Source organism: Mesorhizobium sp. LSHC412B00 (assembly GCF_000503035.1).
GTDB lineage: Bacteria > Pseudomonadota > Alphaproteobacteria > Rhizobiales > Rhizobiaceae > Mesorhizobium.
On record NZ_AYWB01000003.1, the window covers coordinates 287,748 to 312,871 of the forward strand.

Genomic DNA, 25,124 nt, shown 5'->3' on the forward strand with positions numbered 1-25,124 from the left:
TCGCGGGGTTCCTCCCGAGGCGTTTTCTTGACATATTATCATGGGACATCTGACCGGGTCCAATGCGCTGTACCCCGGCTGCCAGGAAAACAATATGACGATTAACACCGGCGAGACCATTTTTTCGGGGGCAGGCCGCTTTTGCCGCATCGCGGTTGCAATCGCCTGTCTGGCGCCAGGGCTGCTGGCGGCAAGTGGCTGCACGAGCGCCAACACCGGCAACGGGATGAATGTCGGCCTGACCCAGGGCGCGCAGGACACCGGCTCTTATCCCAATCTCAACATCCCACCGCAGGTGGCGGCAAAGCAACTCACCCCTGAGGAGACGCAGGCCAAGCTTGCTCAGTTGAAGGGCGAACAGCAGGGGCAAGTGGCCAAGGGCGGCGGCGGTGCCCCGTCCACCAGCCCGGCGGCGCTGAATTCGCTGGCGAAGAACCATGGCAAGGACACGCTGAAGCAGATCGAAGCCAAATGCGATCCCGCCCTCGACCCTACCTGCAAATAAGGCTATATCGCGCGCCGAAAGCGGTCTTTGCCAAGGGCGCCTAGCCAAGCCAACTGTGCTAAAGCCAATCTTAAATCGTCTGGAACTGACATGGAAGAATTTCACAAGGTCCGCCGGCTTCCGCCCTACGTGTTCGAGCAGGTCAACCGGCTGAAGGCCAGCGCCCGTTCGCGCGGCGCTGACATTATCGACCTTGGCATGGGCAATCCCGACCTGCCGACTCCGAAGGCGATCGTCGACAAATTGTGCGAAGTGGTGCGCGATCCGCGCACGCATCGCTATTCCTCCTCGCGCGGCATCCCAGGTCTGCGCCGCGCCCAGGCCGCCTATTATCAGCGCCGTTTCGGCGTGAAGCTCAATCCCGACACGCAGGTGGTGGCGACGCTCGGTTCGAAGGAAGGCTTCGCCAATATGGCGCAGGCGATCACCGCGCCGGGCGACGTGATCCTGTGCCCCAACCCGACCTATCCGATCCATGCTTTCGGCTTCATCATGTCGGGCGGCGTCATCCGTTCGCTGCAGGTCGAGCCGGATGACGGCTTCATCCCGGCGCTCGAGCGCGGTGTCCGTCATTCGATCCCGAAGCCACTGGCATTGATCCTCAACTATCCGTCGAACCCGACGGCGCTGGTCGCCTCGCTCGATTTCTACAAGGACGTGGTCGCCTTCGCCAAGAAGAACGACATCATCATCCTGTCGGACCTTGCCTATTCGGAGATCTATTTCGACGGCAATCCGCCGCCTTCGGTGCTGCAAGTGCCGGGCGCCATCGATGTCTGCGTCGAGTTCACCTCGATGTCGAAGACCTTCTCCATGCCCGGCTGGCGCATGGGCTTTGCCGTCGGCAATGAGCGGCTGATCTCGGCGTTGACGCGGGTGAAGTCCTATCTCGACTACGGCGCCTTCACGCCGATCCAGGTGGCGGCGGCGCATGCGCTGAATGGCGACGGCGCCGACATCGCCGAAGTGCGCGAGGTCTATTTGAAGCGCCGCGACGTCATGGTCGATGCCTTCAGCCGCGCCGGCTGGACCATTCCGGCACCGGCTGCCTCGATGTTCGCCTGGGCGCCGATCCCGGAGCCGTTCAAGCATCTCGGCTCGCTTGAGTTTTCCAAGCTCCTGATCGAGCACGCCGACGTGGCGGTGGCGCCGGGCATCGGCTTTGGCGAGCATGGCGACGATCATGTTCGCATCGCGCTGGTCGAGAACGAGCACCGGATCCGGCAGGCGGCGCGCAACATCAAGCGCTTCCTGGCGTCCAGCGCCAAGCAGCCGAACAATGTGGTGCCGCTCGCCGCGCATCGCTAAAGTCGCCGCACATCTTATTCGAGTAGATTTTTTGAGGGGCGTCGCCGGGCATGGCTGAAGCGTTGCGTGTTGGAATTGCCGGTCTGGGTACTGTCGGTGCCTCGGTGGCGCGCGTGCTGCGCGACAAGGCAGCGGAACTGACGCGCCAGTGCGGACGCGATGTCATCGTCGCGGCCGTTTCCGCGCGTGATCCCAAGCGCGACCGTGGCGTCGACCTCAGCGCCGCCAAATGGTTCGACGATCCGATCAAGATGGCGCAGGCCGCCGATATCGACGTCTTCATCGAACTGATCGGCGGCGACGAAGGGGCAGCGCGCGCGTCNGGCGCAGGCCGCCGATATCGACGTCTTCATCGAACTGATCGGCGGCGACGAAGGGGCAGCGCGCGCGTCGGTCAAGGCAGCACTTGAAGCCGGACGTCATGTCGTCACCGCCAATAAGGCGCTGTTGGCCAAGCACGGCGTGGCGCTTGCCGAAATCGCCGAGAAGAAGGGCGTGCTGCTCAACTACGAGGCGGCAGTTGCCGGCGGCATCCCGGTCATCAAGACGATGCGCGAGGCGATGGCCGGCAATTCGGTCACCCGCGTCTTCGGCATCCTCAACGGCACCTGCAACTACATCCTGACCCGCATGGAGGCCGAGGGCATCTCCTTCGACAAGTGCCTGAAGGACGCGCAACGGCTGGGTTATGCAGAGGCCGACCCGACCTTCGATATCGAGGGCCATGATACGGCGCACAAATTGTCGATCCTGACCAGCCTGGCCTTCGGCACCAGGATCGCGGCCAATGACATCTACATGGAAGGCATTTCCAACATCAGCCAAGCCGACATCCGCGCTGCCGCCGATCTCGGCTACCGGATAAAACTGCTCGGTGTCGCGCAGCGCACCGACAGCGGCATCGAGCAGCGCGTGCACCCGACCATGGTGCCGACCGCGTCGGTGATCGCACAGGTGCATGGCGTGACCAATGCAGTGGCCATCGAAACCGACATTTTGGGCGAACTGCTGCTCTCCGGCCCCGGCGCCGGCGGCAACGCCACCGCATCGGCAGTGGTCGGCGATATCGCCGACATCGCAAAGAGCCGGCCGGGCTTCCAGCACGGTCCGGTGTTCGGCCTGCCGGCCAAGGAACTGCGCCCCTACAAGAAGGCGCAGATGCGCAGCCATGCCGGCGGCTATTTCATCCGGCTGACCGTGCACGACCGCATCGGCGTCTTCGCCGCGATCGCCAAGCGCATGGCGGACAACGACATTTCGCTGGAATCGATCGTCCAGCATGCCGTCAGCGGCGAGACGGACGCGCAAAAGACGGTGATCCTGGTCACCCACGAGACGACGGAAGCAGCGGTGCGCAAGGCTGTCGACGGCATCACCAAGGACGGCCACCTCACAGACAAGCCGCAGGTTATCCGCATCGAGCGTGCGGGCTAGGCCAAGTCATTTTTCTCCTTTAACCGATTGATGCTGCTGCTGAAAAGTGGTTTCGGACGCCATAATGCTCTCTCTTTGATTTGGAGCCGGATTGAGATTTCAGGTCGAACCCACTAGTCATCATCGGGTTCTGGCGGAGGCGTGAGCCGCGAGATCAAGGCGCGTCACCAGGAGGTGGAAAAGTTGAGACTTTCCTGTTTAGCCGTCGCATATTGCCGGAAATGACAATCTGTAGACTACGCCTCCTATGACGGGCGACAAACGCTTCTTCCTCGACGTCAGGCAGTCGGCGACCGGTGTTTCCTGGGAACACCGGTTGAGCGAGCGGCAGGACATGACTGCGCTGGCCATAGCGCAGGGCCACGGCGTGCCCGACATTGTGGCTCGCGTGCTCGCCGGGCGCGGCGTCACCGCGGACCAGGCCGAGCGCTTCCTCGATCCGACGATCCGCAATCTGTTGCCGGATCCGGCTTCGCTGACCGACATGGGCAAGGCTGCGACCCGCATCGCCGAAGCGGTCATGGCCAAGGAGAAGGTGGCAATCTTCGGCGACTACGATGTCGACGGCGCCGCCTCTTCGGCGTTGCTCAAGCGCTTCCTGACGCATTTCTCGGTGCCTTCGGAGATCTACATTCCCGACCGCATCTTCGAGGGCTACGGCCCCAATCCGGAGGCTATGCGCGAACTGGTCTCGCGCGGCGCGACGCTGATCGTCACCGTCGATTGCGGCACCAACAGCGCTGTCTCCATCGATGCCGTCAAGGCCGCAGGCGCCGATGTGGTGGTGCTCGACCACCATCAGGTCGGCGGCCCGCTGCCGGAGGCGACCGCGGTCGTCAATCCCAATCGCGAGGACGACCTTTCCGGGCAAGGCCATCTGTGCGCCGCCGGTGTCGTCTTCCTCACTCTGGTGCAGACGGCGAGGGTCCTGCGCAGCCGATTGCCCGACGCAGCGCCACCGGACCTGTTGTCGTTGCTCGACTTGGCGGCGCTGGCCACGGTTTGCGATGTGGTGCCGCTCATCGGCGTGAACCGCGCTTTCGTCGTCAAGGGACTGCAGATGGCGCGGCAGCAGAAGAATGAGGGGCTCGCCGCACTGGCGCGGGTGTCCCGCATCGGTGAGCCGATAAGCACCTTTCATCTCGCCTATCTGATTGGGCCGCGCATCAATGCCGGCGGCCGCATCGGCGATGCAGCACTTGGCAGCCGGCTGCTCGCCACCGACGATCCGGTTGAGGCCGGGACCATTGCCGAGACACTCGACCGGCTCAACCAGGAACGCCAGCAGATGGAGCTGGAGATGCTGGCAGCGGCGCGCGCCGAGGCTGACGCCGAACTTGCCGGCGGCAACGGGCCGGCCATCATCGTCACCGCCAGCACCAATTGGCATCCCGGCATTGTCGGCTTGATCGCCTCGCGGCTGAAGGACCATGCGCGGCGGCCGGCCTTCGCCATCGCCTTCAACGCCAATGGCATCGGCACCGGCTCTGGCCGTTCGGTGTCGGGCTTCGATCTCGGACGGCTGGTGCGCGCAGCCGCCGATGCCGGGCTGATCGTCAAGGGCGGCGGCCACGGCATGGCCGCCGGCATCACGGTGGAACGCGCCAAGCTCGGCGAACTCCGTGCTTTCTTCGAGGAGCGCGCGGCGGCCGAAGTGTTCCGGCTGCAGGACGAAGAAAGTCTGGCCGTCGACGGCGCGCTCGCCGCCGAGGGCGCGACGATTGCTTTGCTCGATGCGCTGGAAAAGGCCGGGCCTTTCGGCGCCGGCCATGTCGCGCCGGTGTTCGCGCTGCCGCGCCATCGGCTGGCCGACGCGCGGGCTGTCGGCACCAACCACATCCGGGCTGATCTGCAGTCGGAAAGCGGCGGCCGCATCCAGGGCATCGCCTTTCGATCCGTCGATACCGCGCTGGGCGAATTCCTGTTCAAGAACAGGGGCAACACGATCCATGTAGCCGGCTCGCTGTCGGGGAATTATTGGAACGGCAACCGCACGGTGCAGTTCCGCATCACCGATGCGGCCAAAGCCTGACATTGCCTAATTGGTTTAAGCGAGGACCGTCTGCAGCCGCTTCAACTCGCTGATCTGCGCCATCGTCGCCTGGTAACCGACGCTGATCGCCTCATCCGCGCGGTGGAATTCGGTCAAGCCGATATGGCTGAGTTTCGGTTGGAGCGACATGTCGGGCGGATCGCCCGCTAGCCTTGCGCGTGAAATCCGGTCCTGGATGATGTTGAAGGCTTCGACCATGACGCCGGTGATGCCGAGACGGCTCTGGTGCGGCTGGTGGTCGGGGCTGGCCTGGCCTGGCCGGGGCGCGTCCTTCTCGATGAGCAGTTCGCCGGCGCTGTGCTTGATGACGGCGGCGCGGCCGAACAGATCGTAGTGAAGGTTGACCGCGACGACCAGCGGCTGCTCGTAGGCGCGGCAGACCGAAACCGGAACCGGGTTGACCAGCGCGCCGTCGACCAGAATGCGGCCGTTGCAATTCACCGGTTCGAACACGCCGGGCAGCGCATAGGAAGCCCGCATCGCGGTGATCAGCGAACCGCTGGACAGCCAGATCTCATGGCCGGTGCGAATTTCGGCGCCAACGGCGACGAAGGGTTTCGTCAGATCCTCGAAGCGGATGCCTGCCATGTGCTCGCGCAGCCTGACGTCCAGTTTCATGCCGCCGAACAGGCCGCTGCCGCGCAGATTGAGATCGAGCAGGCCGAAGATGCGCCGCTTGGTCAGGCTGCGGGCGAACTCCTCGAGTTCGTCCAGCTTGCCGGCGAGATAGCAGCCGCCAACCAGCGCGCCGATCGAGGTGCCGGCGATCATCGAGACTTCGATGCCGGCTTCGTCGAGCGCGCGCAGCACGCCAATGTGCGCCCAGCCGCGTGCGCAGCCGCCGCCCAGCGCGAGCGAAATGCCTGTCTTGCCCGCGGGTTGCGGGTCAGGCACGCCGCCGGACGATGAGGGGCCATTGGCCTCCCGCACGTCCGGTCTGCTACGCAATGACGCCCACTCGAGCATCATGATCTCCCTTATCCCGCGTCCGTTCTACAGGAAGGACGTTTGAGAATAGTGAATATGAGTGGTTTGCGACTGTTGAATGGTTCACGCGGGCTTCCGATACGTTTTTTCCGCATCGAACAGCGGCGTGCTGCCATCGCCGGCAAGCGTTGCCTTGCCGCCGATTAGCCCCACCGTCCGATAAAAACATGAACGCCGGCCGGTGTGACAAGTTGCGTCGTGGCCCAACACTTTGACGCGCAACCATATGGCGTCCTGGTCACAATCCGTGAGCATCTCGACGACGGTCTGAAAATTGCCTGATGTTTCGCCCTTCTTCCACAGCGTGCTGCGCGAGCGCGACCAGTAGTGCGCGATGCCGGTTTCGAGCGTCAGCGCCAGCGCCTCGGCATTCATATGCGCGACCATCAGCAGCATACCGTCAGCGGCGTCGGTGACGACGACGGTGACCAGCCCGGCAGCATCGAAGCGCGGGGAAAACACCGCGCCTTCTTCGAGAGCCTTCTTGTCTGATGGAGCCTTGGGAAATGTTAGTGCCGACATCGCCGGTCCTTGATCTAGCGATGCCGGCGAGGGGCTTACGCCCCGAGGCCGCGCACCATGGTGACGAAACGGACCTGTTCCTCGGGCGTGTCCTTGAACACGCCGGTGAAGGTCGAGGTCAGCGTGGTGGAGCCCTGCTTGCGGATGCCGCGCATGGCCATGCACATATGCTCGGCCTCGATCATGACGGCGACACCGCGCGGATTGAGCACGTCCTGGATGACGCCGGCGATCTGTGCGGTCATGGCCTCCTGAGTCTGCAGGCGATGGGCGAAGATATCGACGACGCGCGCGATCTTGGACAGGCCGACGACCTTGCCATCCGGGAGGTAGCCGACATGCGCCTTGCCGATGATCGGCACCATGTGGTGCTCGCAATGCGAGTGGAACTGGATGTCCCTGACGATGACGAGATCGTCATAGCCGGCGACTTCCTCGAAGGTGCGGCCGAGCTCTTCGGCCGGGCACATGTCATAGCCGTTGAACATTTCGAGAAAGGCCTTGGTGACGCGCTTGGGCGTGTCGATCAGGCCCTCGCGGTCCGGATTGTCGCCGGTCCAGCGCAACAGCGTGCGCACGGCGGCCTCGACCTCGGCTTCGCTCGGCCTGTCGGTGACCGGCTTGTCCAGATAGTCGGAAGGGGCCATGATTTTCTTGATGACGGCATCCATAAAGGCGTCTCCCGTAGTTCCTCTCTCAGAAGGAACGAGTTGAACGGACCACGACCTTTCGGGTGCTGAAAACTCGCCCTGTTTCCAGCCCGCAAGCGGCGTGAACGAAATGGGCAAGGACGATGGCTTTGCAGTGCCTTGTCGATACCCGACTGCCACCATTATATATGGTCGTACGCAGCGAATGAAAGACGCCACAGCGGCAATCGCTGTTCGCTTGGCGGCGACGGATTGGAAAAATATGATTGACGACGTCTACAATGCGAAAATTCTGGGTTTTGCCGGAAACATCGCACGCATCGGCCGGCTCGATCATCCGGATGCGACGGCCAAGGCCCATTCCAAATTGTGCGGCTCGACGGTGACCATCGACCTCAAGATGGACAATGGCGTCGTCACCGATTTCGCGCATGACGTGAAGGCCTGCGCCCTCGGCCAGGCCTCGTCCTCGATCATGGCTCAACATATCATCGGCGCCAGCGCCGACGAATTGCGGGCGGTGCGCGACACCATGCTGAAGATGCTCAAGGAAAACGGCGCGCCGCCGCAAGGCCGCTTTGCCGATCTGAGATATCTGGAGCCGGTGCGCGACTACAAGGCGCGTCATGCCTCGACCATGCTGACCTTCGATGCGGTCGTCGATGCCATCGGTCAGATCGAGAAGAAACGCGCCGAAGAAGCGGTGTGACATAGCGCAGACTTCGCGCAGGCCATGACGGAGGAAGTGCTTGCATTGGTTGATGGTGGCTTTGGGCGTTGCGGTTTCGCTGGTGACGAGTGGCTATGCTGCCGGAGAAGAAAGCGCTTCGCAGCAGAAGGCCGCCACCTATCTCTTTGACAAGCTGGCTGGCTGCTGGAATATCCCAGTCGGCGACGGATCAGTGATCACGATCACGCGCGTCCAAATCAGCCTGAACCGGGATGGTTCGCTGGCGGGACCGCCAAAGGTACTCAACCCCGCGACAGAGCCACAGGGCAAGATGTTCAATCAAAGCGCAGTTCGGGCAATTGCCCGTTGTGCGCCCTTCACTGGCCTTGCCGCTTATGTCGACAGCTACCAGGCTTGGCGCGAGATCACTGTCAATTTCGACGCCCGAGACATGTCATCCACCCCGCAGCAGAAATAGAAGCCGAACGCTAAGATTACGCCGGCTTAGGTCTGCAGTGTCTGCGCCCGTCTGCTTTCGGCAAATTCGCTTCTCACCCAGTCGGCAAACGCCTTGACCGGTTCCGGCAGGTCCTTCAAACTCTTGGCGACCAGCCAGTAGGCGCCGGATGCGACATCAATGTCGAACGGCTTGATCAGCGCGCCGGATGCAATCTCCTCGCCGATCTGCAACAGGTCGCCCAGTGCCACGCCGTGGCCGAGCAGGGCCGCCTGCTTCGACAGCGACACATCCGCCAGCATAGGGCCGCGCGCCGGAATGGCGTCGGCGGCGACGCCGGCTGCCTCGAACCAGCGCGCCCAGCCTTGACGATTCTCCTCGTGCAACAGCGTGTAGCGGGCAAGGTCGAGCGGCTTTTCGAGGGCAGGGCCCGATGCCAGCAAGGTGGGCGACAGGACCGGTGAATCGACGGTCGAGGCTAGCCATTCGGCCTCGCTGCGCGGCCATGAGGTGGCGCGCGCGCTGAAGCGCAAGGCGAGTTCGGGCTGATCGCTGCGGAACTCGATCGGCCTTGGGTCGACTTCGAGGGAAACGTCGATATCGGGCCGCAACTGGCTGAAGCGGTTGAGCCGCGGCAACAGCCATACCGAGGCCAGTGACGGCTCGACACTGACGCGGACCACCGACTGCGCCGGGGCAGCCACCAGGTCCGAAAGCAGCCTGTCGATGTCGTCGAAACTCCTGACCAACTGATCGAGCAGGCGCTGGCCGGCCTCGGTCAGCTCGACGCGGCGGTGATGACGGCGGAACAAGGGCTGGCGCAAGAACTGCTCGAGTTCGCGGATCTGCCGGCTGATGGCGGCCTGCGAGACGAACAGCTCCTCGGCGGCCCGGCTGAAACTCAATTGCCGGCCGGCTGCCTCGAAGCTTCGCAACGCCGTCAGGGGCAACCGTCCGCGCTTCATTTCGCATAACCCAAAGTTATCCGAACCGGAAATTATACTCGTTTGAAGGCGAAGGCCAGCGGGCGTCTAATCCGCCTCAAAGGAGATGCGCCATGATCCAGTTACTGAAGATCTTTTGCGATGTGATGCGGATCGCGACATTTCAGTGGCATGGCGACAGGCGGCATCCATGTGCAGCGCACCGAGCAAAGGCCGGCCACCCGCTGGGCGGCTCCATCGGAGCGGCATCCCTTTCGCCGCTCGCGACCCTGAGCCGACAAAGAGGCGAGTGAGTGAAGAGGATTGCGTTTGCCGGCCGAAGCTCACATCTATCGGTTTGGAAACGCAAGCTGACCCGGAAGCCGGTTTCGGGTCGCGTTCGGAAAGAGACTGCGGTGGGCGACCAGCATCGGCATGTGCATGCCGCAGGACGGACCCGGCGCGGGCGCAACTGGCCCGGTCCCTGGCGCAAAACACCCGGCCGCATTTTCGGCACGTCGCTGGTGCGCCTCTATCAACTGACGCTGTCCGGATTTGTCGGCAATTCCTGCCGGCATCTGCCGACCTGTTCCGAATACGCGCATGAGGCGATCGCCCGCCATGGTCTGTGGGCCGGCGGCTTCATGGGGCTGTTCCGCGTGCTGCGCTGCGGCCCTTTCGGTTCGCATGGCATCGATCGCGTGCCGGAGGTACTCGATCAGCGCTATGTCTGGTTCATGCCATGGCGTTATTGGCAGATCGGCAGGAAGCGCGGCGAGGCCTGACGGCGGGCGCGCTGGTGCCTGATCCAGATCGCCAGCGCGGCATTTCTTTACAATCCGGTAAGGTTAACAACGGGCTGCACAAAGACTGCGCATTTGAGTCAAAATCGAGCCAAGACACTTGGCTAAGCGCCTCCTGTTCATTCCCAGGAGAGCCCACATGCGTCGGATCGAAACCCATCCCTTCATCATTGCCGCAGTCCTCTTCCTGCTGGCCTGGTTTCTGGGATTTCCGATGCGGGCGCAATCGGCTCCGCTTGGCGATGTCGCCTGCACGCTTATCCAGGACGCGGCGAGCGGCGAGACGCTCTATCAAAGCGGCGTCTGCGACCAACGCGTCAGCCCGGCGTCGACCTTCAAGGTGCCGCTGGCGCTGATCGGCTACGACAGCGGTATCCTGAGCGATGCGCATACGCCGACCTGGGACTACAAGCCTGAATTCAGGGCCGTGAGCCGCGACCACAAAGCCGTCGACCCGACTATCTGGGAGCGCGACTCGATCGTATGGTATTCGCGCGAGATCGTGCGCCGGCTCGGCGCAAAAAGCTTTGCCGGCTACGTCTCGAAATTCGGCTACGGCAACATGGATGTCTCGGGCGATGCCGACAAGGACAACGGGCTCACGCAATCCTGGATAAATTCCTCGCTTGAGATATCGCCGGTCGAACAGACAGCCTTCCTGCGCCAGCTGCTCGCCGGCAAGATGCCGGTTTCTGCCAAGGCGCATGAGATGACCCGAGCCATCCTGCCGACTTTCCAGGCCGGCGGCTGGACGGTGCGGGGCAAAACCGGCAGCACCAGGCTGGGAAACAGCAAGGACAAGCGCGCGCTGGGCTGGTTCGTCGGCTGGGCCGAAAAGGGCGGCCGCCGGATCGTCTTCGCCCGGCTGGTCGTCGACACCAAGCCGATCGACATGCCGAAAGGCCCGGCGACACGCGCGGCGTTACTGAGGGAGTTGCCGCAACTGGTGAAGTGAACTTGCTTTAGCTTCAAGTGCTCCGGCGGGCACGAAGGATGTGGCCGCCGGAATTCCTTGTCTCCGCCTTTGGCGTCCTGGAGAAGCGGGCGGCGATGTCGCTGCTTTCCAGATCTTCGATCTCATCGAAGCCGAGCTCGCGCAGCGATTGCGCCAGTGCCGCGGGCACGAAGAAGCTGATCCAGGGCTCTCCGGCAGCGGCGACGCGCGCCGCATGGAAAGAGAGGGCAGCCTGTCCAGCCGCATCGCGGTTCTCGGCCGGCTCGCTGTAGTCGAAGACGACCTCCGAACCGGGCATGCCGGCAATCCAGGACAGGGTGCTGAAGATTGCGTCCTGGCTCAGATACGGAACGACACCCAGCCAGATGAAGAAACTGGGCTCGGTCTGCCGCAAACCGGCCGATGCCAGGCCATCCGCGGGGCGCTGGCGCTCGAAGTTGACCGGCACGAACATGGTGGCCCGCGGTTCGGCAAGACCAGCATCGGCGATGCATTTCCGTTTCCAGGCCTGTGTCGCCGGGTGATCGACTTCGAACACCGCGACATCAGGGTACGGATTGCGCAGCGAGAAAGTGTCGAGGCCGGCGCCGAGCACCACCACTTGCTGGACGCCCCGGCGCACCGCCGCAGCCAGCCAGTCCTCGGCGAGGCGGGCGCGCGCTGCCACGAACAGGCGCATGCGCCGGCTGCGCTCACCTTCCTGCTCGAGCTCCTGCACCGTCGGTGCGGCATCGCCCAGTATCGCACTCGCATATGGGTCGCGAAACAGCGCCGCCTGCTGCGAGAACTGGTGGAGGGCCCGCATGCGCGCGACGCCCAAGGCGGTTCGGCTGGATTTTGCGTCTTCCATGCCGGGGATTCCAACCTCGTGTCGGGGAAATTCGCAAGCCTGTGCGACTGGCCTGCGACATCTGTCGCGCCATTTCCTGACAGCTGCGCCAACGACGGCTCTTTACCTGATGCCGCGTGGCCTCTAAAACCCGCCCGCTGCCGGATGCCTCCGGCTTCACACCACGACCACCCGCGCTCGTTTGCGGGACTGGATAGGAGATACCCGATGCTGAATTCCGTTTCCCTGACATTTCCCGATGGCTCCGTCCGCGACTATGACGCGGCGATGACCGGTGCGGGCCTCGCCGAATCGATCTCGAAGTCGCTGGCCAAGAAGGCTGTCGCCTATGCCATCGACGGCACCGTTCGCGATCTTTCCGACCCGCTTGGCAAGTCCGGCAAGGTCGAGATCATCACCCGCAGCGATCCGCGCGCGCTGGAGCTCATCCGTCATGATGCAGCACACGTGCTGGCGGAGGCCGTGCAGGAACTGTGGCCGGGAACGCAAGTGACCATCGGGCCGGTGATCGAGAACGGATTCTATTACGACTTCGCCCGCAACGAGCCGTTCACGCCTGACGATTTCCCGGTGATCGAAAAGAAGATGCGCGAGATCATTGCGCGTAACAAGCCGTTCACCAAGGAAGTCTGGTCGCGCGACAAGGCGAAAAAGGTCTTTGCCGAGAAGGGCGAGCGCTACAAGCTCGAGCTGATCGACGCCATTCCCGAAGACCAGGATCTCAAGATCTATTCCCAGGGTGACTGGTTCGACCTCTGCCGCGGCCCACACATGGCCTCCACCGGGCAGATCGGCAACGCCTTCAAGCTGATGAAGGTGGCCGGCGCCTATTGGCGTGGCGATTCGAACAACCCCATGCTGACCCGCATCTACGGCACGGCCTGGGCCGAGCAAGCTGAACTCGATGCCTACCAGACGATGCTGGAAGAGGCAGAGAAGCGCGACCACCGCAAACTCGGCCGCGAGATGGACCTGTTCCATTTCCAGGAAGAGGGGCCGGGCGTCGTCTTCTGGCACGCCAAGGGCTGGAAGATGTTCCAGAATCTGGTCAACTACATGCGCCGCCGCCTCGACGAGCAGGGCTACCAGGAGGTCAACGCACCGCAGGTTCTCGACAAGAGCCTGTGGGAGACGTCGGGCCACTGGGGCTGGTATCGCGATGCCATGTTCAAGGTGACGGTGGCCGGCGACGACACCGACGACGACCGCGTGTTCGCGCTGAAGCCGATGAATTGTCCGGGCCACGTGCAGATATTCAAGCATGGGTTGAAATCCTATCGCGATCTGCCCGTAAAGCTTGCGGAATTCGGCAATGTGCATCGTTACGAACCGTCCGGCGCCTTGCACGGGCTGATGCGCGTGCGCGGCTTCACGCAGGACGATGCGCACATCTTCTGCACCGAGGAGCAGCTGGCCGCGGAGTGCCTGCGCATCAACGATCTGATCCTGTCGACCTACGCCGATTTCGGCTTCGACGATGTCAGCGTGAAGCTGTCGACGCGGCCGGATAAGCGCGTCGGCACCGACGAGGCCTGGGATCATGCCGAGGCGATCATGGGCAACGTGCTGGATACAATCAGGACGCGCTCGGGAAACCGCATCAAGACCTCGATCAATCCGGGCGAGGGCGCTTTCTATGGGCCGAAATTCGAATATGTGCTGAAGGACGCCATCGGCCGCGAATGGCAGTGCGGCACCACGCAGGTCGACTTCAATCTGCCGGAACGCTTTGGCGCCTTCTACATAGGTTCGGATTCGGAAAAGAAGCAGCCGGTGATGGTGCATCGCGCCATCTGCGGTTCGATGGAACGCTTTCTCGGCATCCTGATCGAGCATTATTCCGGCCATTTCCCGCTGTGGTTCGCGCCGCTGCAGGTGGTTGTGGCCACGATCACCTCGGATGCTGACGATTATGCGCGAAAGGTTGTCGCACAGATGAAGGCGGCAGGACTTTTGGCCGAACCGGATCTGCGCAACGAGAAGATCAACTACAAAGTGCGTGAGCATTCGCTGGCCAAGGTTCCTGTGATCCTCGTCTGCGGCAAGCGCGAGGCGGAGGAGGAGACGGTCAACATCCGCCGGCTCGGCTCGCGCGATCAGGAATCGCTCAAGCTGGCGGAGGCGCTGAAGCTGCTTTCTGACGAGGCTGTTTCGCCCGACCGCAGGCGAAGCGCGGCCTGAGCAAACAATGTTTCGGAGAAATGGCGGTGGAGCGATCCACCGCCATTTTCACATGCCTGTCACGCGAACCTTGTAACGAGCCCCCATGCTCAAGCTGAAGATACGGGAAAGACCGTTTCCCGAACTCTCCTACGCCAATGCGAGCCAGCCGGCGCTGACGCGCTGGTTCATCCATTCCATTGAAGGCCTCTCGGGGCGCGACCGGTATGCCGCGCTCTACGATTTCTGGCGCCGTCAGGTGGCGCCGACGGGCGAGCGGGTGTTCAGCCGCATGCTGGAGCTGATCGACGTCAAGGTGCGCAGCACCGATCGGTGGCCGCCGGCGGGGCTGCCGGACACGCCGCTGGTGATCGTCGCCAACCACCCGTTCGGCATTGGCGACGGCATTGCCGTGCTGTCGCTGGTCGAGCAGCTCGGGCGTCCGTTCCGCGTCATGATCCACAAGGATCTGCTGAAGGTCCGCGAAATGGAACCGTACTCGCTGCCGATCGACTTTTCCGAGACCAAGGACGCGGTGAAGAACAACATGGCGGTGCGCCACGAGGCAGTGCGGCTGTTGAAAGAGGGCGTCACCATCGTGGTATTTCCGGCCGGCGGCGTCGCCACCGCGCCGAGAGGCTTTGGCCGGGCGCGAGACCTGCCGTGGAAGATGTTTCCGGCGCGCCTCGTGCAGGACGCCAAGGCGTCGGTGGTGCCGATGCATTTTTCCGGGCAGAACGGCCGGCTGTTCCATCTGGTCAGCGGCCCGATGAACATGGGGGAGCGCGAAGGAAGGCTGGCGAAATTCGTCGGCAAGGCGTCGCTGACGTTGCGCCTTTCAATGCTCATCCGCGAATTCGCGCGGCTGTCCGGCAAAGCGATCGACGTTCGCGTCGGCAACGTACTGCGCTGGGATGAGCTGGAGCCGCTGCGCGACCGCAAGACCTTGCTTGATCGCCTTCATCGCGGCGTCTTCGATCTGGCGCCCGACGCACCGCGCAGCCGCGTCCACTTCCTGCCGCGCCGTATGCGCAAGGCAGCCTGAGAGACGCTAACTAGGGCGTGTACTCATAAACGACGTTCAGTCGGTCAACTTTCGACAACCTCGGCCTTTTTGCTCAATAGCTCCTAGGGCAGTGGGAGCGGTTTGTCGCTGAGTGTACGCAAGTAGGCGATCAGGTTGACCCGTTCGGTCTCGTCCGGGACGCCAGGCACCTCCATGTAAACACCCGGCGTGGTGAGCATGGGCTCAAGCAGATATNGCGATCAGGTTGACCCGTTCGGTCTCGTCCGGGACGCCAGGCACCTCCATGTAAACACCCGGCGTGGTGAGCATGGGCTCAAGCAGATATGTGTTCAGGTCCTCGTACGTCCATACACCCTCTAAGGCCAGCAAGGTGTCGGAGTAACGCATATTTGCCATGGATGCCTTGTCGCGGCCGACGACGCCCCATAAGTTCGGTCCCGTTTTGATCCCTCCCTGTGGCTCGGCATTGTGGCAACCGTGGCACACGTGTGTGAAGTAGGTTCGGCCTTTCTCGACATCGGCAGCAGCCAACTTCATCGAGATCGGAGCTGGCGTTGGCAACACGACGCCGTGCGACATGAGATAGNCAGCAACTTCGCGTTGCCCCTTGAATTTTGCCAGATGGAGCGGTGTCTTGCCGTCCTTTGTCTTCGCATTCACGTCCGCGCCGGCCTCAACCAGTGCTTTCACGCAATCGAGGCAACCGAGATTGACTGCGATGTGGATAGCGTTTTCGCGGCTGCGCTTCGAATTTGGATTTGCGCCCCCGTCCAGCAACAGATTGATCAAATCGGTCCTGCGTTTTGCCAAAGCCAGAATAAGGGCAGGACCCAAACGCGGGTCCGGGACGGCGTTGACGTCGGCACCGCGTTCAATGAGCAGTTTTGCCGCTGCAAAATGACCGCCTTTGNCGCGGGTCCGGGACGGCGTTGACGTCGGCACCGCGTTCAATGAGCAGTTTTGCCGCTGCAAAATGACCGCCTTTGACCGCAAGATAGAGTGGTGTCGTGCGCCCGTCGCTCTCATCGACGCCGGCACCAGCGTCGAGCGCTGCCGTGATCGCCGCGACATCGCCCTTCATGGCGGCGTCGTGAATGCCGGCGGCATGCGATACAATCGGTGCAAGCAGTAGTGGAATGAAAAGCAAGGACATGCGCATTTGGCATCTCCCAAGGCAAACTGCGGTACGGGTCATGCTTTCAAGGCCGCAAAAACATACCACGAATGCCGGATCGTAGCCACNTCCCAAGGCAAACTGCGGTACGGGTCATGCTTTCAAGGCCGCAAAAACATACCACGAATGCCGGATCGTAGCCACTCCAACCGGTGCCTAGAAACGAATCGCAAGGTCGATCCGTCCGGCTGTGGCTTCGGGCTTATGAGTCCACAACCTAGTCGGCGCCTTCCTCGGGATCGATGGCCGAGGCTTCGGTGGCCAGCACCTCGATCTCCTGGTTCTGCCCAGCGACCACGGTGAAATCCTTCTGGTAGATGCGGTCGCGGTTCTTGGCGATGATGGTGTATTGGCCTTCGGCCAGCACCATCGAGGCGAAGGCGCCGACGGCCTCCTTGATCGGATCGCCGGATTCGTTGAGCAGCGACCAGGATGTATCGGCGATGGCCTCGCCGCCGGTCTCGCGCACCAGCTTCATGGTCTCCTCCGCCGCGCGATGCTCGACGGTGGCTTCGGTCAGCTTGCCGGCTTCGACACGGATGTCGGAGCGAATGACGGCATTGACCGCGCCATAGGTGGAGACGACATGATAAACGCCGGCGTTGAGCCGCACGACGCTGTTCGGCTCGACATCGGGAATGATCAAAGCGCGGTCGCCATTGGCCTCGGCGGTGCCCTCATAAATGGAGAAGCGCAGTTTTTTCGGCGGAATACGCACGCCGCCCGACAGCACCGCGTCGAGCTTGAGGCCGCCGGCATCGAGCACCAGGCTTTCGCGCCTGGCGTCCTTGCCGACGGTGATGCGCTTGGTGGCGCCGGCGCGTCCGTATGAGGCGTGGACCAGATAGCTGCCGGGTTCGAGCTGGAACACGGCGCTGCCGCCATGCGCGGAAGCCACCATCGGCAGCTTGCCGTCGCCGGCGGCCTCGGGCTTGAAGACGCGCCAGACGATGCCGCGCGTGATGTCGGCGCCCTTGTCGGTCAACTGCGCCGACAGCGTTATGGCACCGCCGCCACCGAGTGCCAGCGGCGTCTCGCCCTTGGGCGGTGCATAGCTCGAAATATCGGGGAGTTTCAGATTGCCGATGCCGTCGGCATTCTGCGCCATGGCCATCGAGGCCGGCGCAAACAGCGCTACGGCGAGCCAAATCAGGAAAAGGCGCGATGTCCCCTCAAACATGCCTTGCGTTGAAGCCCAAGGCGGTGGCAATTTCAAGGCTTAAGAGTCCGACCGCCTTGGCAACAGGTTCTTTCGTCCGGCGCGCCCGCGCCAATGCCCGAGCCGCCCCGATCCGCAATGGCGCGCTTCAGCTCAAAATCGAGTGCTTTAGGAGACCTGGCCCCCATGGCGTCGCCGATCATCGACTTCCTGCTGACCCGAAACTCCGCACCGATTCCTGAATTGAAGGAACCGGCGCCCAGCGATGGCGATATCGCGACCATGATCGCGGCTGCAAGCCGGGTGCCCGATCACGGCCGGCTGGAGCCGTGGCGCTTCATCCTTTATCGCGGCGAGGCGCGCGTCGAGATCGGCAGGAAGCTGGCGGCGCTCGCCGAACAGCGCGAAGGACCGCTGCCGGAAAACCGCCGCAACCAGGAACTGGCTCGGTTTTCGCGTGCGCCGCTGGTGATCGGCGTGGTCTCGAGCCCGAAGGACAATCCAAAAATCCCGCAATGGGAAATGTTCCTGTCCGGCGGCATGGCGGCGATGAACCTGATGATCGCAGCCAATGCGCTGGGCTACGGCACCAACATGATCAGCAACTGGTATTCCGACGTGGCGGAGGGCAGGGCGCTGTTGGGAGTGGCGCCACAGGAACGTGTTGTCGGCTTCGTCCATATCGGCTGCTATCAGGGACCGGCGCCGGAACGGCCGCGGCCCGATCCGGCAAAGCTCTATGCCGATTATGCGGGGCCGTGGAACGGCTGACACCCGAAAGCGATTCCCCTTTATTTAAACACAGGCTAAGACAGCGGCTTCGGCGATGCGTTGGGGGTTGGCGCATCGACCATGGGGATTTTTTTGGGGGTCGCCGGCGACATGAAGAAACGAGACTCGCTGCGAACCCGGCTGCGCTATGGGTTTGACAAGAGCATGGCGGCCGGGCCGATCGCGCTGATCGGCTGGCTCGCCGTCGCTTCGCTGCTGATCATCATCGCCGCCGCGGCTTTCCTTGCGGTGACCCGCATCGCGCCGGAGGGCGGCGAACCACTGAACTTCTTCGAAGCATTCTGGGAATCGCTGATGCGCACGCTCGATTCCGGCACGATGGGCGGCGACACCGGCTGGGCCTTTCGTCTCGTCATGCTCTTTGTCACGCTCGCCGGCATCTTCGTCGTGTCGGCCCTCATCGGCGTGCTCAGCGCCGGCGTCGACAGCAAGCTCGATGAATTGCGCAAGGGCCGTTCGCGGGTGCTGGAGAGCGACCACACCATCATCCTCAACTGGTCGCCGTCGATCTTCGACGTCATCTCCGAACTCGTCATTGCCAATGCCAGCCGCCGCCATCCGCGCATTGTCGTCATGGCCAATATGGACAAGGTGGCGATGGAGGACGAGATCGCCGCCAAAGTCGGCAGACTGGGCAATACACGCATCATCTGCCGCAGCGGCGACCCGACCGACCTCTACGATCTGGCCATCGTCAACCCGCAGACCTCGCGCTCGATCATCGTGCTGTCGCCGGACGGCGACGACCCGGATTCGCAGGTGATCAAGACGGTGCTGGCGCTGGCCAACGACCCGAACCGGCGCACGGCGCCCTATAACATCGCCGCCGAGATCCGCGACGGAAAGAACGCCGAGGTCGCCCGCGTCGTCGGCGGGGCCGAGGTACAGCTTGTCCTGGCCGACCAGCTGATCTCGCGCATCGTCGTGCATTCGAGCCGGCAGTCGGGTCTCAGCGGCGTCTATTCGGAGCTGCTCGATTTCGACGGCTGCGAAATCTACACGACCGAGCAGCCTGACCTCACCGGCAAGACCTTCGGCGAGGCAGTGATGGCGTATGAGCATTGCACGCTGATCGGGCTCTGCGACCAGCAGGGGCGCGTCAACCTCAACCCGCCACCGGAGCTGGTAATCGGCAAGGACATGCGCGCCATCATCATTGCCGAGGACGATGCCGCCATCAAGCTGGGAAGCGCCGGAGCCAAGATCGATGCCGCGGCGATTCTTCGCCATCAGCCCATCGAGGCGAAGCCGGAGCGCACGCTGATCCTTGGCTGGAACCGGCGCGGTCCGATCATAACCTATGAACTGTCGCGCTATGTCGCGCCTGGTTCGATCCTGACCATCGCCGCCGATACGCCAGGCCTCGAACAGGAAGTTGCCGGGCTGCCGGTCGTCGGCGACAATCTGTCGGTTTCCTGCCGGATCACCGACACGTCAAGCAGCACAGCACTGGCAAGCCTGGACGTGCCTTCCTACGACCACGTGCTCGTCCTCGGCTACAGCGAGACCATGGCAGCGCAGCCCGCCGATACGCGCACGCTGGTGACGCTGCTGCATTTGCGCAAAATCGCAGACGATGCCGGCACGCATATCTCGATTGTCAGCGAAATGATCGACGTGCGCAACCGCGAGTTGGCGGCGGTGACCAAGGCCGATGACTTCGTCGTCAGCAACCGGCTGGTCAGCCTGATGCTGGCGCAGGCATCGGAGAACCAGAATCTCGCCGCGATCTTCGATGACCTGCTCGACGAGGAGGGCTCCGAAATCTACATGCGTCCGGTCGGCCACTATGTCGCCATCGACCAGCCGGTGACGTTCTGGACGATCGCGGAATCGGCGCGGCTGCGCGGCGAGATCGCCATCGGACATAGGCGCGTTCGCGCTGCGCAGAGTGATGAGCGGGCTCTGGGCGGCGTCACCGTCAACCCGTTGAAGTCGCAAGCGCTGGCCTACCTGCCTGAGGACCGGGTCATCGTGCTGGCGCGGGACTAAACCCCGACTGCCTTGGCGCGAGCCAGAAGCCGTTCGGCGAGCCTGAGATGCGGCCGGTCATACATCTTGCCGTCAATGCCGACCACGCCGGGATTTCCGGCCGCCTCGAAGGCCGCGACGATGGCCTGCGAGCGTTGTACTGCCTCCGCCGATGGCGTGAAGGCGGCGTTGATGACCGGCACTTGCGCCGGATGGATCGCCATCTTGCCGGTAAAGCCGTCACGCTCGGCCTCCGTGCATTCGGCTTCGAAGGCGGCCATGTCGCGAAAGGCGGGGAAAACCGTGTCGATCGCCGCGACTTCAGCTGCGCCGGCGGCAAGGATGGTCATGGTGCGGGCAAGGCGGAAGACATCGGTGTAGCGGCCGTTGTCGTCGCGCGCAGCCTGCGCGCCGATCGCCGCCGACAGATCTTCGGCACCCCAGGTGAGGCCGGCAAGCCTGGCGCTTGCCCCGGCATAGGTCGCGGCGGCCAGCAACCCAGCAGCGGTCTCGGTAATGATCGGCAGGATCTTGATCGCGCCATCCGGCAATCCGTTTTCGGCCTCATGTACGCGGAGCTTTACGGATAGCTGCTGGACATCCTGGCCGCTGTTCGACTTCGGCAGCATGATGCCGTCGGGTTTGACCGGAACCAGGGCGGCCAGATCATCGTCGGTCAACCCGGTCGATAGGTCGTTGACTCTGATATAGATGGCGGAGCTTGTCTGCTGCCTGTTGCCGGCAATAAAGCGTGCTGCGATGTCGCGTGCCGACGGCTTGTTTTGTGGCGCCACGGAATCCTCAAGGTCGACGATGACCACGTCGGCGCCGGCGCCAAAACCCTTCTCCAGTTTCTTTTTGGAATCCCCGGGCACAAACAGCAGCGAGCGCATCAGGCCGCCTTTTTCATCATCATCGCCTGGCGCGTGCATTTGGCAACGAGCACATCGTTCTGATTGTAGGCGTGATGCTCGAACTCGACGATGCCGCGGTCCGGCTTCGATTTCGAGTCCCTGACTGAGAGCACCGTCGTTTCGACACGGATGGTGTCGCCGTGGAAGACCGGGTGCGGAAACACCGTCTCCTTCATGCCGAGATTGGCAATTGTGGTGCCGCCGGTGATGTCATTGACGGAAATGCCGATCATCAGGCCGAGCGTGAACAGCGAATTGACCAGCGGTCTGCCCCATTCGCTCTTGGCGGCGAAGTCGAAGTCGATGTGCAGCGGCTGTGGGTTCAGCGTCATCACCGAGAACAGCATGTTATCGCTTTCGGTGACGGTCTTGCGCAGCGTGTGCCGAAAGACATGTCCGACGACGAACTCTTCGAGATAAAGCCCGGGCATCGTTTTTCTCCTCCGCTGCCTGACGGTTGATAGGCGCTGCCCATGCCACCCGCAAGCCAGTTAATAAACATGGTGAACCGTTCGTAAACCATTTCTGCCTAGGGTCATTCCTGGGGCCGGAAGCTTTCCGGCAAGGGGCGTAGCAGGCAGTATGGTTGTCTCGCATTTTCTCAAATGGATCTACACCGCGAGAGTTTCGGAGCGCGCCGCGGCGGCGAGCGCGCTGGCCCGCGCCTACGTCAATTCCGACCTGCCTTTCGAAGACCGTTGCGCGGCCGAAGCGGCGCTGACGCTGCTGCTCGACGACGCCTCGTCGAAGGTGCGGCTGGCTATGGCCGAAGCGCTGTCGATGAGCCATCACGCGCCGCTGCAGATCATCAGCGCGCTTGCCTCCGATCAGCCGGAAGTGGCAGCCCTGGTGCTGGCGCGCTCCCCGCTGCTGACGGACGCCGACCTGATCGACCGCGTCGCGGCCGGGCACAAGGCGACGCAAAAACTGATCGCCGACCGGCCGGTCGTTTCGATGGCGGTTGCCGCGGCGATCGCCGAGATCGGCGAACCGGAAGCGTGTGCGGCGCTGCTCGCCAATGACGGCGCCGACATAGCCTCGCTCTCCTTCCGCCGCATCGCCGAGCGGCATGGCCATATCGCTCATTTGCGCGAGGCAATGGTCACGGATGTGCGGCTGCCGGCCGACTGCCGGCACATGCTACTGGTCAAGCTCGGCGAAACGCTGAAGGCTTCGCCGCTGGTGATGGCGCTGATGGGGGCGGCCAGAGCCGAGCGCGTCACGCGCGATGCTTGCGTCAAGGCTTCGGTGCGGCTGGTCGAAGGCACGCGCGCGGAGGAACATGCGGCACTTATCGAACATCTGCGCCTGCGCGGCGACCTGACCGCAAGTTTCATCATCCGTGCCATTGCCCACGGCAAGGTCGACTTTTTCGGCTCGGCCCTGGTTGCACTCAGCCAGCAGTCGGAGCAGCGGGTGCGGGCCTTGCTCGCAGGCGGCCAGGACGTTGCGTTGCAGGCGCTGTTCCGCGGCGCCGGCCTTGCCGCTTCCACCCATGGCATCATCCTGCGCGCGCTCAAAATCTGGCGCGAAGTCGCCAACGGCAAGCGCCTCGCCGGCGTGCAGGAGGTCAGCTGGCTGATGCTGAAGGAGCTCGGCGGTCCGGCCACCGAGGGCGATCTCGCCGGCCTGGTCAAGTCGATCCACCTCGACGCGCTGCGGGAAAACGCGCGCGGGCATGCGCTGGCGATAGCCGCGGCCTGACGCCCTAGCCGCGATCCCTCGCAAAAAAATCCGGAAAGTCTTCGATCGCGGCGGCGATGATGCGCAGCGAGGCTGCGATTTGCAGCATATCCGCACTGCTGCTGCGCTCTGAGAGGCCTGCTGCATATTGCCGGGCCACAGTGATGGTTGCCGTCTGCGGATCGCCGGGTGCGCGAAAGAGCAGTTCACGCGCCAGGCCGCGCAGGAAATTGTCGATCGAAAGCGCGGTTTCGGAAGGAATGGCCGGGCTCTGCTGCGCGGCGCGCAACCGCAGGATTTCAAGGCCGACGGTGACGGCGGCGACGCCGCCGCCGAGGATGGCATCGCCTTTCCTGCCGGTATTCTGCAGCAGCGGCATCAGCTGGTTGATGCGGTCATAGGCAAGGCTCTCGAAGGCCGAACGCCGCGGCACCCGCTCATGCAGGCACAGGCGGGCCAGATCCTCGCGCATGGCGCGCACGATGCGGTTGGCGGCGAGCCATGGATCGGCGGGCAGCACCACGATGAAGACGCCGATTGCAAGCAGGATGCCGACCAGCACCGACGCCGAGCCGGCGAAAAACGGGCCTGGGGCATAGGTCATCGCCTGATGCGGGCTGAGGAAGGCGAGGAAATTGATGGCGAAGGCCGTCGCCACGCCGACGGTGCGCGGATTGGCCATGCCCAGCGCCGTCGGCACCAGGATCGGCACGACAAACAGCGTGAACCAGCCGAAGCCGGGCAGGGCAGGCAGCGCGACCTGGCCAACGAGGAAGGCAAAGGGCAAAGCCAGCAGCGTTCCCCTGAAGAAGCCCCAGGACACCCGCACCGGGTCAGGCCGCGCGGCGAAAAGACTGGAGACGACGGCAACGAGGATGACGGTGCCGGCCGCGTCGGACCATTTCGTCGTCAGCCAGAAGGCGGCGACCGCCAGCGTGGCCAGCGCCGCGCGTATGGCATTGCGCGAAGCCCCGGGATAATCGCGGTGCACCACCAGCGCAGGCTGCTGCCTGTTGATCCGGCTCGGGCGCGTCACTGGTGCGCGCAGGGCGTCGAGGCCGCGCAGCACCTGCTTGAAGGCTTCGGCGAAATCGGCGGCGATGGTGAGGCGGGTTATGGTGCCGACCCTGTCGTCGCCCTGATCGGTCGAGGCGTCGGGCATTTGCCGGGCCTTGCCGGCAATCGCGTCGAGCCGCGTCACCCAGGGCGACGTGTCGTCCAGCGCCTCGGGCGTCGCTGCCAGCTCGCTGACCAACGACTGCAGTTCGGAGCGTACCGGAATGAGCGCTGCGTTTTTCGGCGCGGCATGCGAATGCAGCGCGCGCGCCGCCGACAGCGCCGAGAGAAGCTGACCGATGGTTAGGCGGACCGGATGGGCGCGGGTGGCGAAGCTCGGTGCTTCGAGCCGGGCATAGGCGCGCATCTCGGCCAGCATCTGGGCGTCGGTGATCAGCTTGCGGTCCAGGCCGGCCAGCGTCGCCGGGTCGCCACCGGAAAAAGCGCCGCCTGCATAGGTTGCAAGGTCGAGGATGCTTCGCTTCAGCCTGGAGATGATGGCGTCAGCGGCCAGCTTGGGCAGGATCAGCCGGCTGGTCAGGCCGGCGCAGACGATGCCGAGCACGATCTCCGCGCAGCGCGCGACAGCGAGATCGACGACCACGTGCGGCTGGCCGAAAGCCGGCAGCCCAATGATCATCGCGGTATAGCCGGCAAGTGCGGCGCCATAGGCTTCCGGATTGCGCAGCAGCGACGAAACCAGCGTGCACAGCCCAATCCAGACGGACAGCGCCGTGACCAGCAGCCAGGGATTGGTGCCGAAAACCGAGGTGATGCCGATCGCCGCAAGTCCACCGGCCAGCGTGCCGAGCAGCCGGTAAAAACCTTTCGCCAGCACCATGCCGGCGACCGGCTGGGCGACGATGAAGACCGTCATCATCGCCCATTGCGGGTGGTCGAGTTTTAGCGCGTAAGCAGCGAGAAGCGCGATCAGACCGGCCGAAACCGTGCGCAGGGCGAAAATCCAATCCGAGCGCGTCGGCTGCCTCAGGCCCGCCAAACTGGTTTCGAAGTAGCTCTTCAGCCGCGCCCAGATCACAAGCTGGTCTCCGTATCGGAAGCGCAGGCTAG

24 protein-coding genes and 1 pseudogene are annotated in these 25,124 nt (G+C 63.4%); 14 read left to right on the plus strand and 11 right to left on the minus strand.

Features of this window, described 5'->3' with window-relative positions:
• Positions 1-94: 94 nt before the first annotated feature.
• The 4 genes and pseudogenes from X757_RS156765 (at position 95) to recJ (ending at position 5,279) form a co-directional block, all read left to right on the plus strand.
• A complete protein-coding gene (locus X757_RS156765) occupies positions 95-505 on the plus strand; it encodes a hypothetical protein (protein WP_023667627.1) in 411 nt (136 codons plus the stop codon).
• Between the two features lie 90 nt (positions 506-595).
• Positions 596-1,813, plus strand: a complete 1,218-nt coding sequence (locus X757_RS156760; protein WP_023681615.1) for an LL-diaminopimelate aminotransferase — start codon at positions 596-598, stop codon at positions 1,811-1,813.
• Between the two features lie 50 nt (positions 1,814-1,863).
• Positions 1,864-3,247 (plus strand): annotated as a pseudogene (locus tag X757_RS01000000164645) (homoserine dehydrogenase).
• 247 nt (positions 3,248-3,494) lie between these two features.
• The gene (gene recJ / locus X757_RS156755; RefSeq protein WP_023695459.1) at positions 3,495-5,279 is read left to right on the plus strand and encodes a single-stranded-DNA-specific exonuclease RecJ; all 1,785 of its coding nucleotides are present in this window, start codon (positions 3,495-3,497) and stop codon (positions 5,277-5,279) included.
• Positions 5,280-5,294: 15 nt separating this feature from the next.
• Here the strand turns inward: recJ and X757_RS156750 are convergent, their stop codons facing one another.
• The 3 genes from X757_RS156750 to folE all read right to left on the minus strand — a co-directional run bounded on the left by X757_RS156750 (position 5,295) and on the right by folE (position 7,480).
• On the minus strand, positions 5,295-6,266 hold the full coding sequence (locus X757_RS156750) for a patatin family protein (RefSeq protein ID WP_023667624.1): 972 nt from the start codon (positions 6,264-6,266) through the stop codon (positions 5,295-5,297).
• An 84-nt stretch (positions 6,267-6,350) separates the two neighbouring features.
• Positions 6,351-6,809, minus strand: a complete 459-nt coding sequence (gene hisI, locus X757_RS156745) for a phosphoribosyl-AMP cyclohydrolase (protein WP_023688273.1) — start codon at positions 6,807-6,809, stop codon at positions 6,351-6,353.
• A 35-nt stretch (positions 6,810-6,844) separates the two neighbouring features.
• On the minus strand, positions 6,845-7,480 hold the full coding sequence (gene folE, locus X757_RS156740; RefSeq protein ID WP_023725696.1) for a GTP cyclohydrolase I FolE: 636 nt from the start codon (positions 7,478-7,480) through the stop codon (positions 6,845-6,847).
• Positions 7,481-7,721: 241 nt separating this feature from the next.
• Here folE and X757_RS156735 point away from each other — a divergent pair, with 241 nt between their 5' ends.
• Together X757_RS156735 and X757_RS156730 are read left to right on the plus strand one after the other, a co-directional pair.
• On the plus strand, positions 7,722-8,168 hold the full coding sequence (locus X757_RS156735; RefSeq protein ID WP_023667621.1) for an iron-sulfur cluster assembly scaffold protein: 447 nt from the start codon (positions 7,722-7,724) through the stop codon (positions 8,166-8,168).
• 40 nt (positions 8,169-8,208) lie between these two features.
• Positions 8,209-8,607 (plus strand): cell envelope integrity protein TolA, encoded by a 399-nt coding sequence (locus tag X757_RS156730; RefSeq protein ID WP_156933417.1) that lies wholly within the window; start codon positions 8,209-8,211, stop codon positions 8,605-8,607.
• A 26-nt stretch (positions 8,608-8,633) separates the two neighbouring features.
• Here X757_RS156730 and X757_RS156725 read toward each other — a convergent pair whose 3' ends face one another.
• The gene (locus X757_RS156725; RefSeq protein WP_023725698.1) at positions 8,634-9,551 is read right to left on the minus strand and encodes a LysR substrate-binding domain-containing protein; all 918 of its coding nucleotides are present in this window, start codon (positions 9,549-9,551) and stop codon (positions 8,634-8,636) included.
• Positions 9,552-9,643: 92 nt separating this feature from the next.
• On the opposite strand from X757_RS156725, the gene X757_RS1000000168485 reads away from it, so the two are divergent.
• From X757_RS1000000168485 to blaOXA, 3 genes are all read left to right on the plus strand, one after another.
• Positions 9,644-9,823: a hypothetical protein gene (locus tag X757_RS1000000168485; protein WP_198024397.1), complete on the plus strand. Its 180-nt coding sequence runs from the start codon at positions 9,644-9,646 to the stop codon at positions 9,821-9,823.
• 102 nt (positions 9,824-9,925) lie between these two features.
• Positions 9,926-10,294, plus strand: coding sequence for a membrane protein insertion efficiency factor YidD (gene yidD, locus X757_RS156720; RefSeq protein ID WP_023667617.1), 369 nt, complete (start codon positions 9,926-9,928; stop codon positions 10,292-10,294).
• 157 nt (positions 10,295-10,451) lie between these two features.
• The gene (gene blaOXA, locus X757_RS156715) at positions 10,452-11,267 is read left to right on the plus strand and encodes a class D beta-lactamase (protein ID WP_023667616.1); all 816 of its coding nucleotides are present in this window, start codon (positions 10,452-10,454) and stop codon (positions 11,265-11,267) included.
• 13 nt (positions 11,268-11,280) lie between these two features.
• Here the strand turns inward: blaOXA and X757_RS156710 are convergent, their stop codons facing one another.
• On the minus strand, positions 11,281-12,117 hold the full coding sequence (locus X757_RS156710) for an SAM-dependent methyltransferase (RefSeq protein WP_023695453.1): 837 nt from the start codon (positions 12,115-12,117) through the stop codon (positions 11,281-11,283).
• A 207-nt stretch (positions 12,118-12,324) separates the two neighbouring features.
• On the opposite strand from X757_RS156710, the gene thrS reads away from it, so the two are divergent.
• Positions 12,325-14,298 carry a threonine--tRNA ligase gene (gene thrS, locus X757_RS156705; RefSeq protein WP_023725699.1) on the plus strand — a complete coding sequence of 658 codons (1,974 nt, stop codon included), beginning with the start codon at positions 12,325-12,327 and terminating at the stop codon, positions 14,296-14,298.
• A gap of 85 nt (positions 14,299-14,383) precedes the next feature.
• Entirely contained in the window at positions 14,384-15,322 is a 939-nt protein-coding gene (locus X757_RS156700) for a lysophospholipid acyltransferase family protein (protein WP_023725700.1), read from the plus strand.
• A gap of 204 nt (positions 15,323-15,526) precedes the next feature.
• Here the strand turns inward: X757_RS156700 and X757_RS1000000168860 are convergent, their stop codons facing one another.
• The 3 genes from X757_RS1000000168860 to X757_RS156695 all read right to left on the minus strand — a co-directional run bounded on the left by X757_RS1000000168860 (position 15,527) and on the right by X757_RS156695 (position 17,658).
• Entirely contained in the window at positions 15,527-16,093 is a 567-nt protein-coding gene (locus tag X757_RS1000000168860; protein WP_023725701.1) for an ankyrin repeat domain-containing protein, read from the minus strand.
• A gap of 82 nt (positions 16,094-16,175) precedes the next feature.
• Positions 16,176-16,463, minus strand: coding sequence for an ankyrin repeat domain-containing protein (locus tag X757_RS1000000168865; protein WP_031251184.1), 288 nt, complete (start codon positions 16,461-16,463; stop codon positions 16,176-16,178).
• 232 nt (positions 16,464-16,695) lie between these two features.
• Positions 16,696-17,658 (minus strand): hypothetical protein, encoded by a 963-nt coding sequence (locus X757_RS156695; RefSeq protein WP_023695450.1) that lies wholly within the window; start codon positions 17,656-17,658, stop codon positions 16,696-16,698.
• Between the two features lie 165 nt (positions 17,659-17,823).
• On the opposite strand from X757_RS156695, the gene X757_RS156690 reads away from it, so the two are divergent.
• Entirely contained in the window at positions 17,824-18,408 is a 585-nt protein-coding gene (locus X757_RS156690; RefSeq protein ID WP_023723386.1) for a nitroreductase, read from the plus strand.
• A 111-nt stretch (positions 18,409-18,519) separates the two neighbouring features.
• The gene (locus X757_RS156685; protein ID WP_023725703.1) at positions 18,520-20,421 is read left to right on the plus strand and encodes a hypothetical protein; all 1,902 of its coding nucleotides are present in this window, start codon (positions 18,520-18,522) and stop codon (positions 20,419-20,421) included.
• Here X757_RS156685 and X757_RS156680 read toward each other — a convergent pair.
• Complete coding sequence (locus tag X757_RS156680) at positions 20,418-21,293, minus strand: CoA ester lyase (RefSeq protein WP_023710650.1); 876 nt, start codon at positions 21,291-21,293, stop codon at positions 20,418-20,420. The genes X757_RS156685 and X757_RS156680 overlap by 4 nt on opposite strands.
• Complete coding sequence (locus X757_RS156675) at positions 21,293-21,745, minus strand: MaoC family dehydratase (RefSeq protein ID WP_023725704.1); 453 nt, start codon at positions 21,743-21,745, stop codon at positions 21,293-21,295. Before X757_RS156675 ends, X757_RS156680 begins: the two co-directional genes overlap by 1 nt.
• Before the next feature lie 151 nt (positions 21,746-21,896).
• On the opposite strand from X757_RS156675, the gene X757_RS156670 reads away from it, so the two are divergent.
• Positions 21,897-23,018, plus strand: coding sequence for a DUF2336 domain-containing protein (locus X757_RS156670; RefSeq protein WP_023701210.1), 1,122 nt, complete (start codon positions 21,897-21,899; stop codon positions 23,016-23,018).
• A 4-nt stretch (positions 23,019-23,022) separates the two neighbouring features.
• Here X757_RS156670 and X757_RS156665 read toward each other — a convergent pair whose 3' ends face one another.
• On the minus strand, positions 23,023-25,092 hold the full coding sequence (locus tag X757_RS156665) for an FUSC family protein (protein WP_023725705.1): 2,070 nt from the start codon (positions 25,090-25,092) through the stop codon (positions 23,023-23,025).
• Positions 25,093-25,124 lie beyond the last annotated feature (32 nt).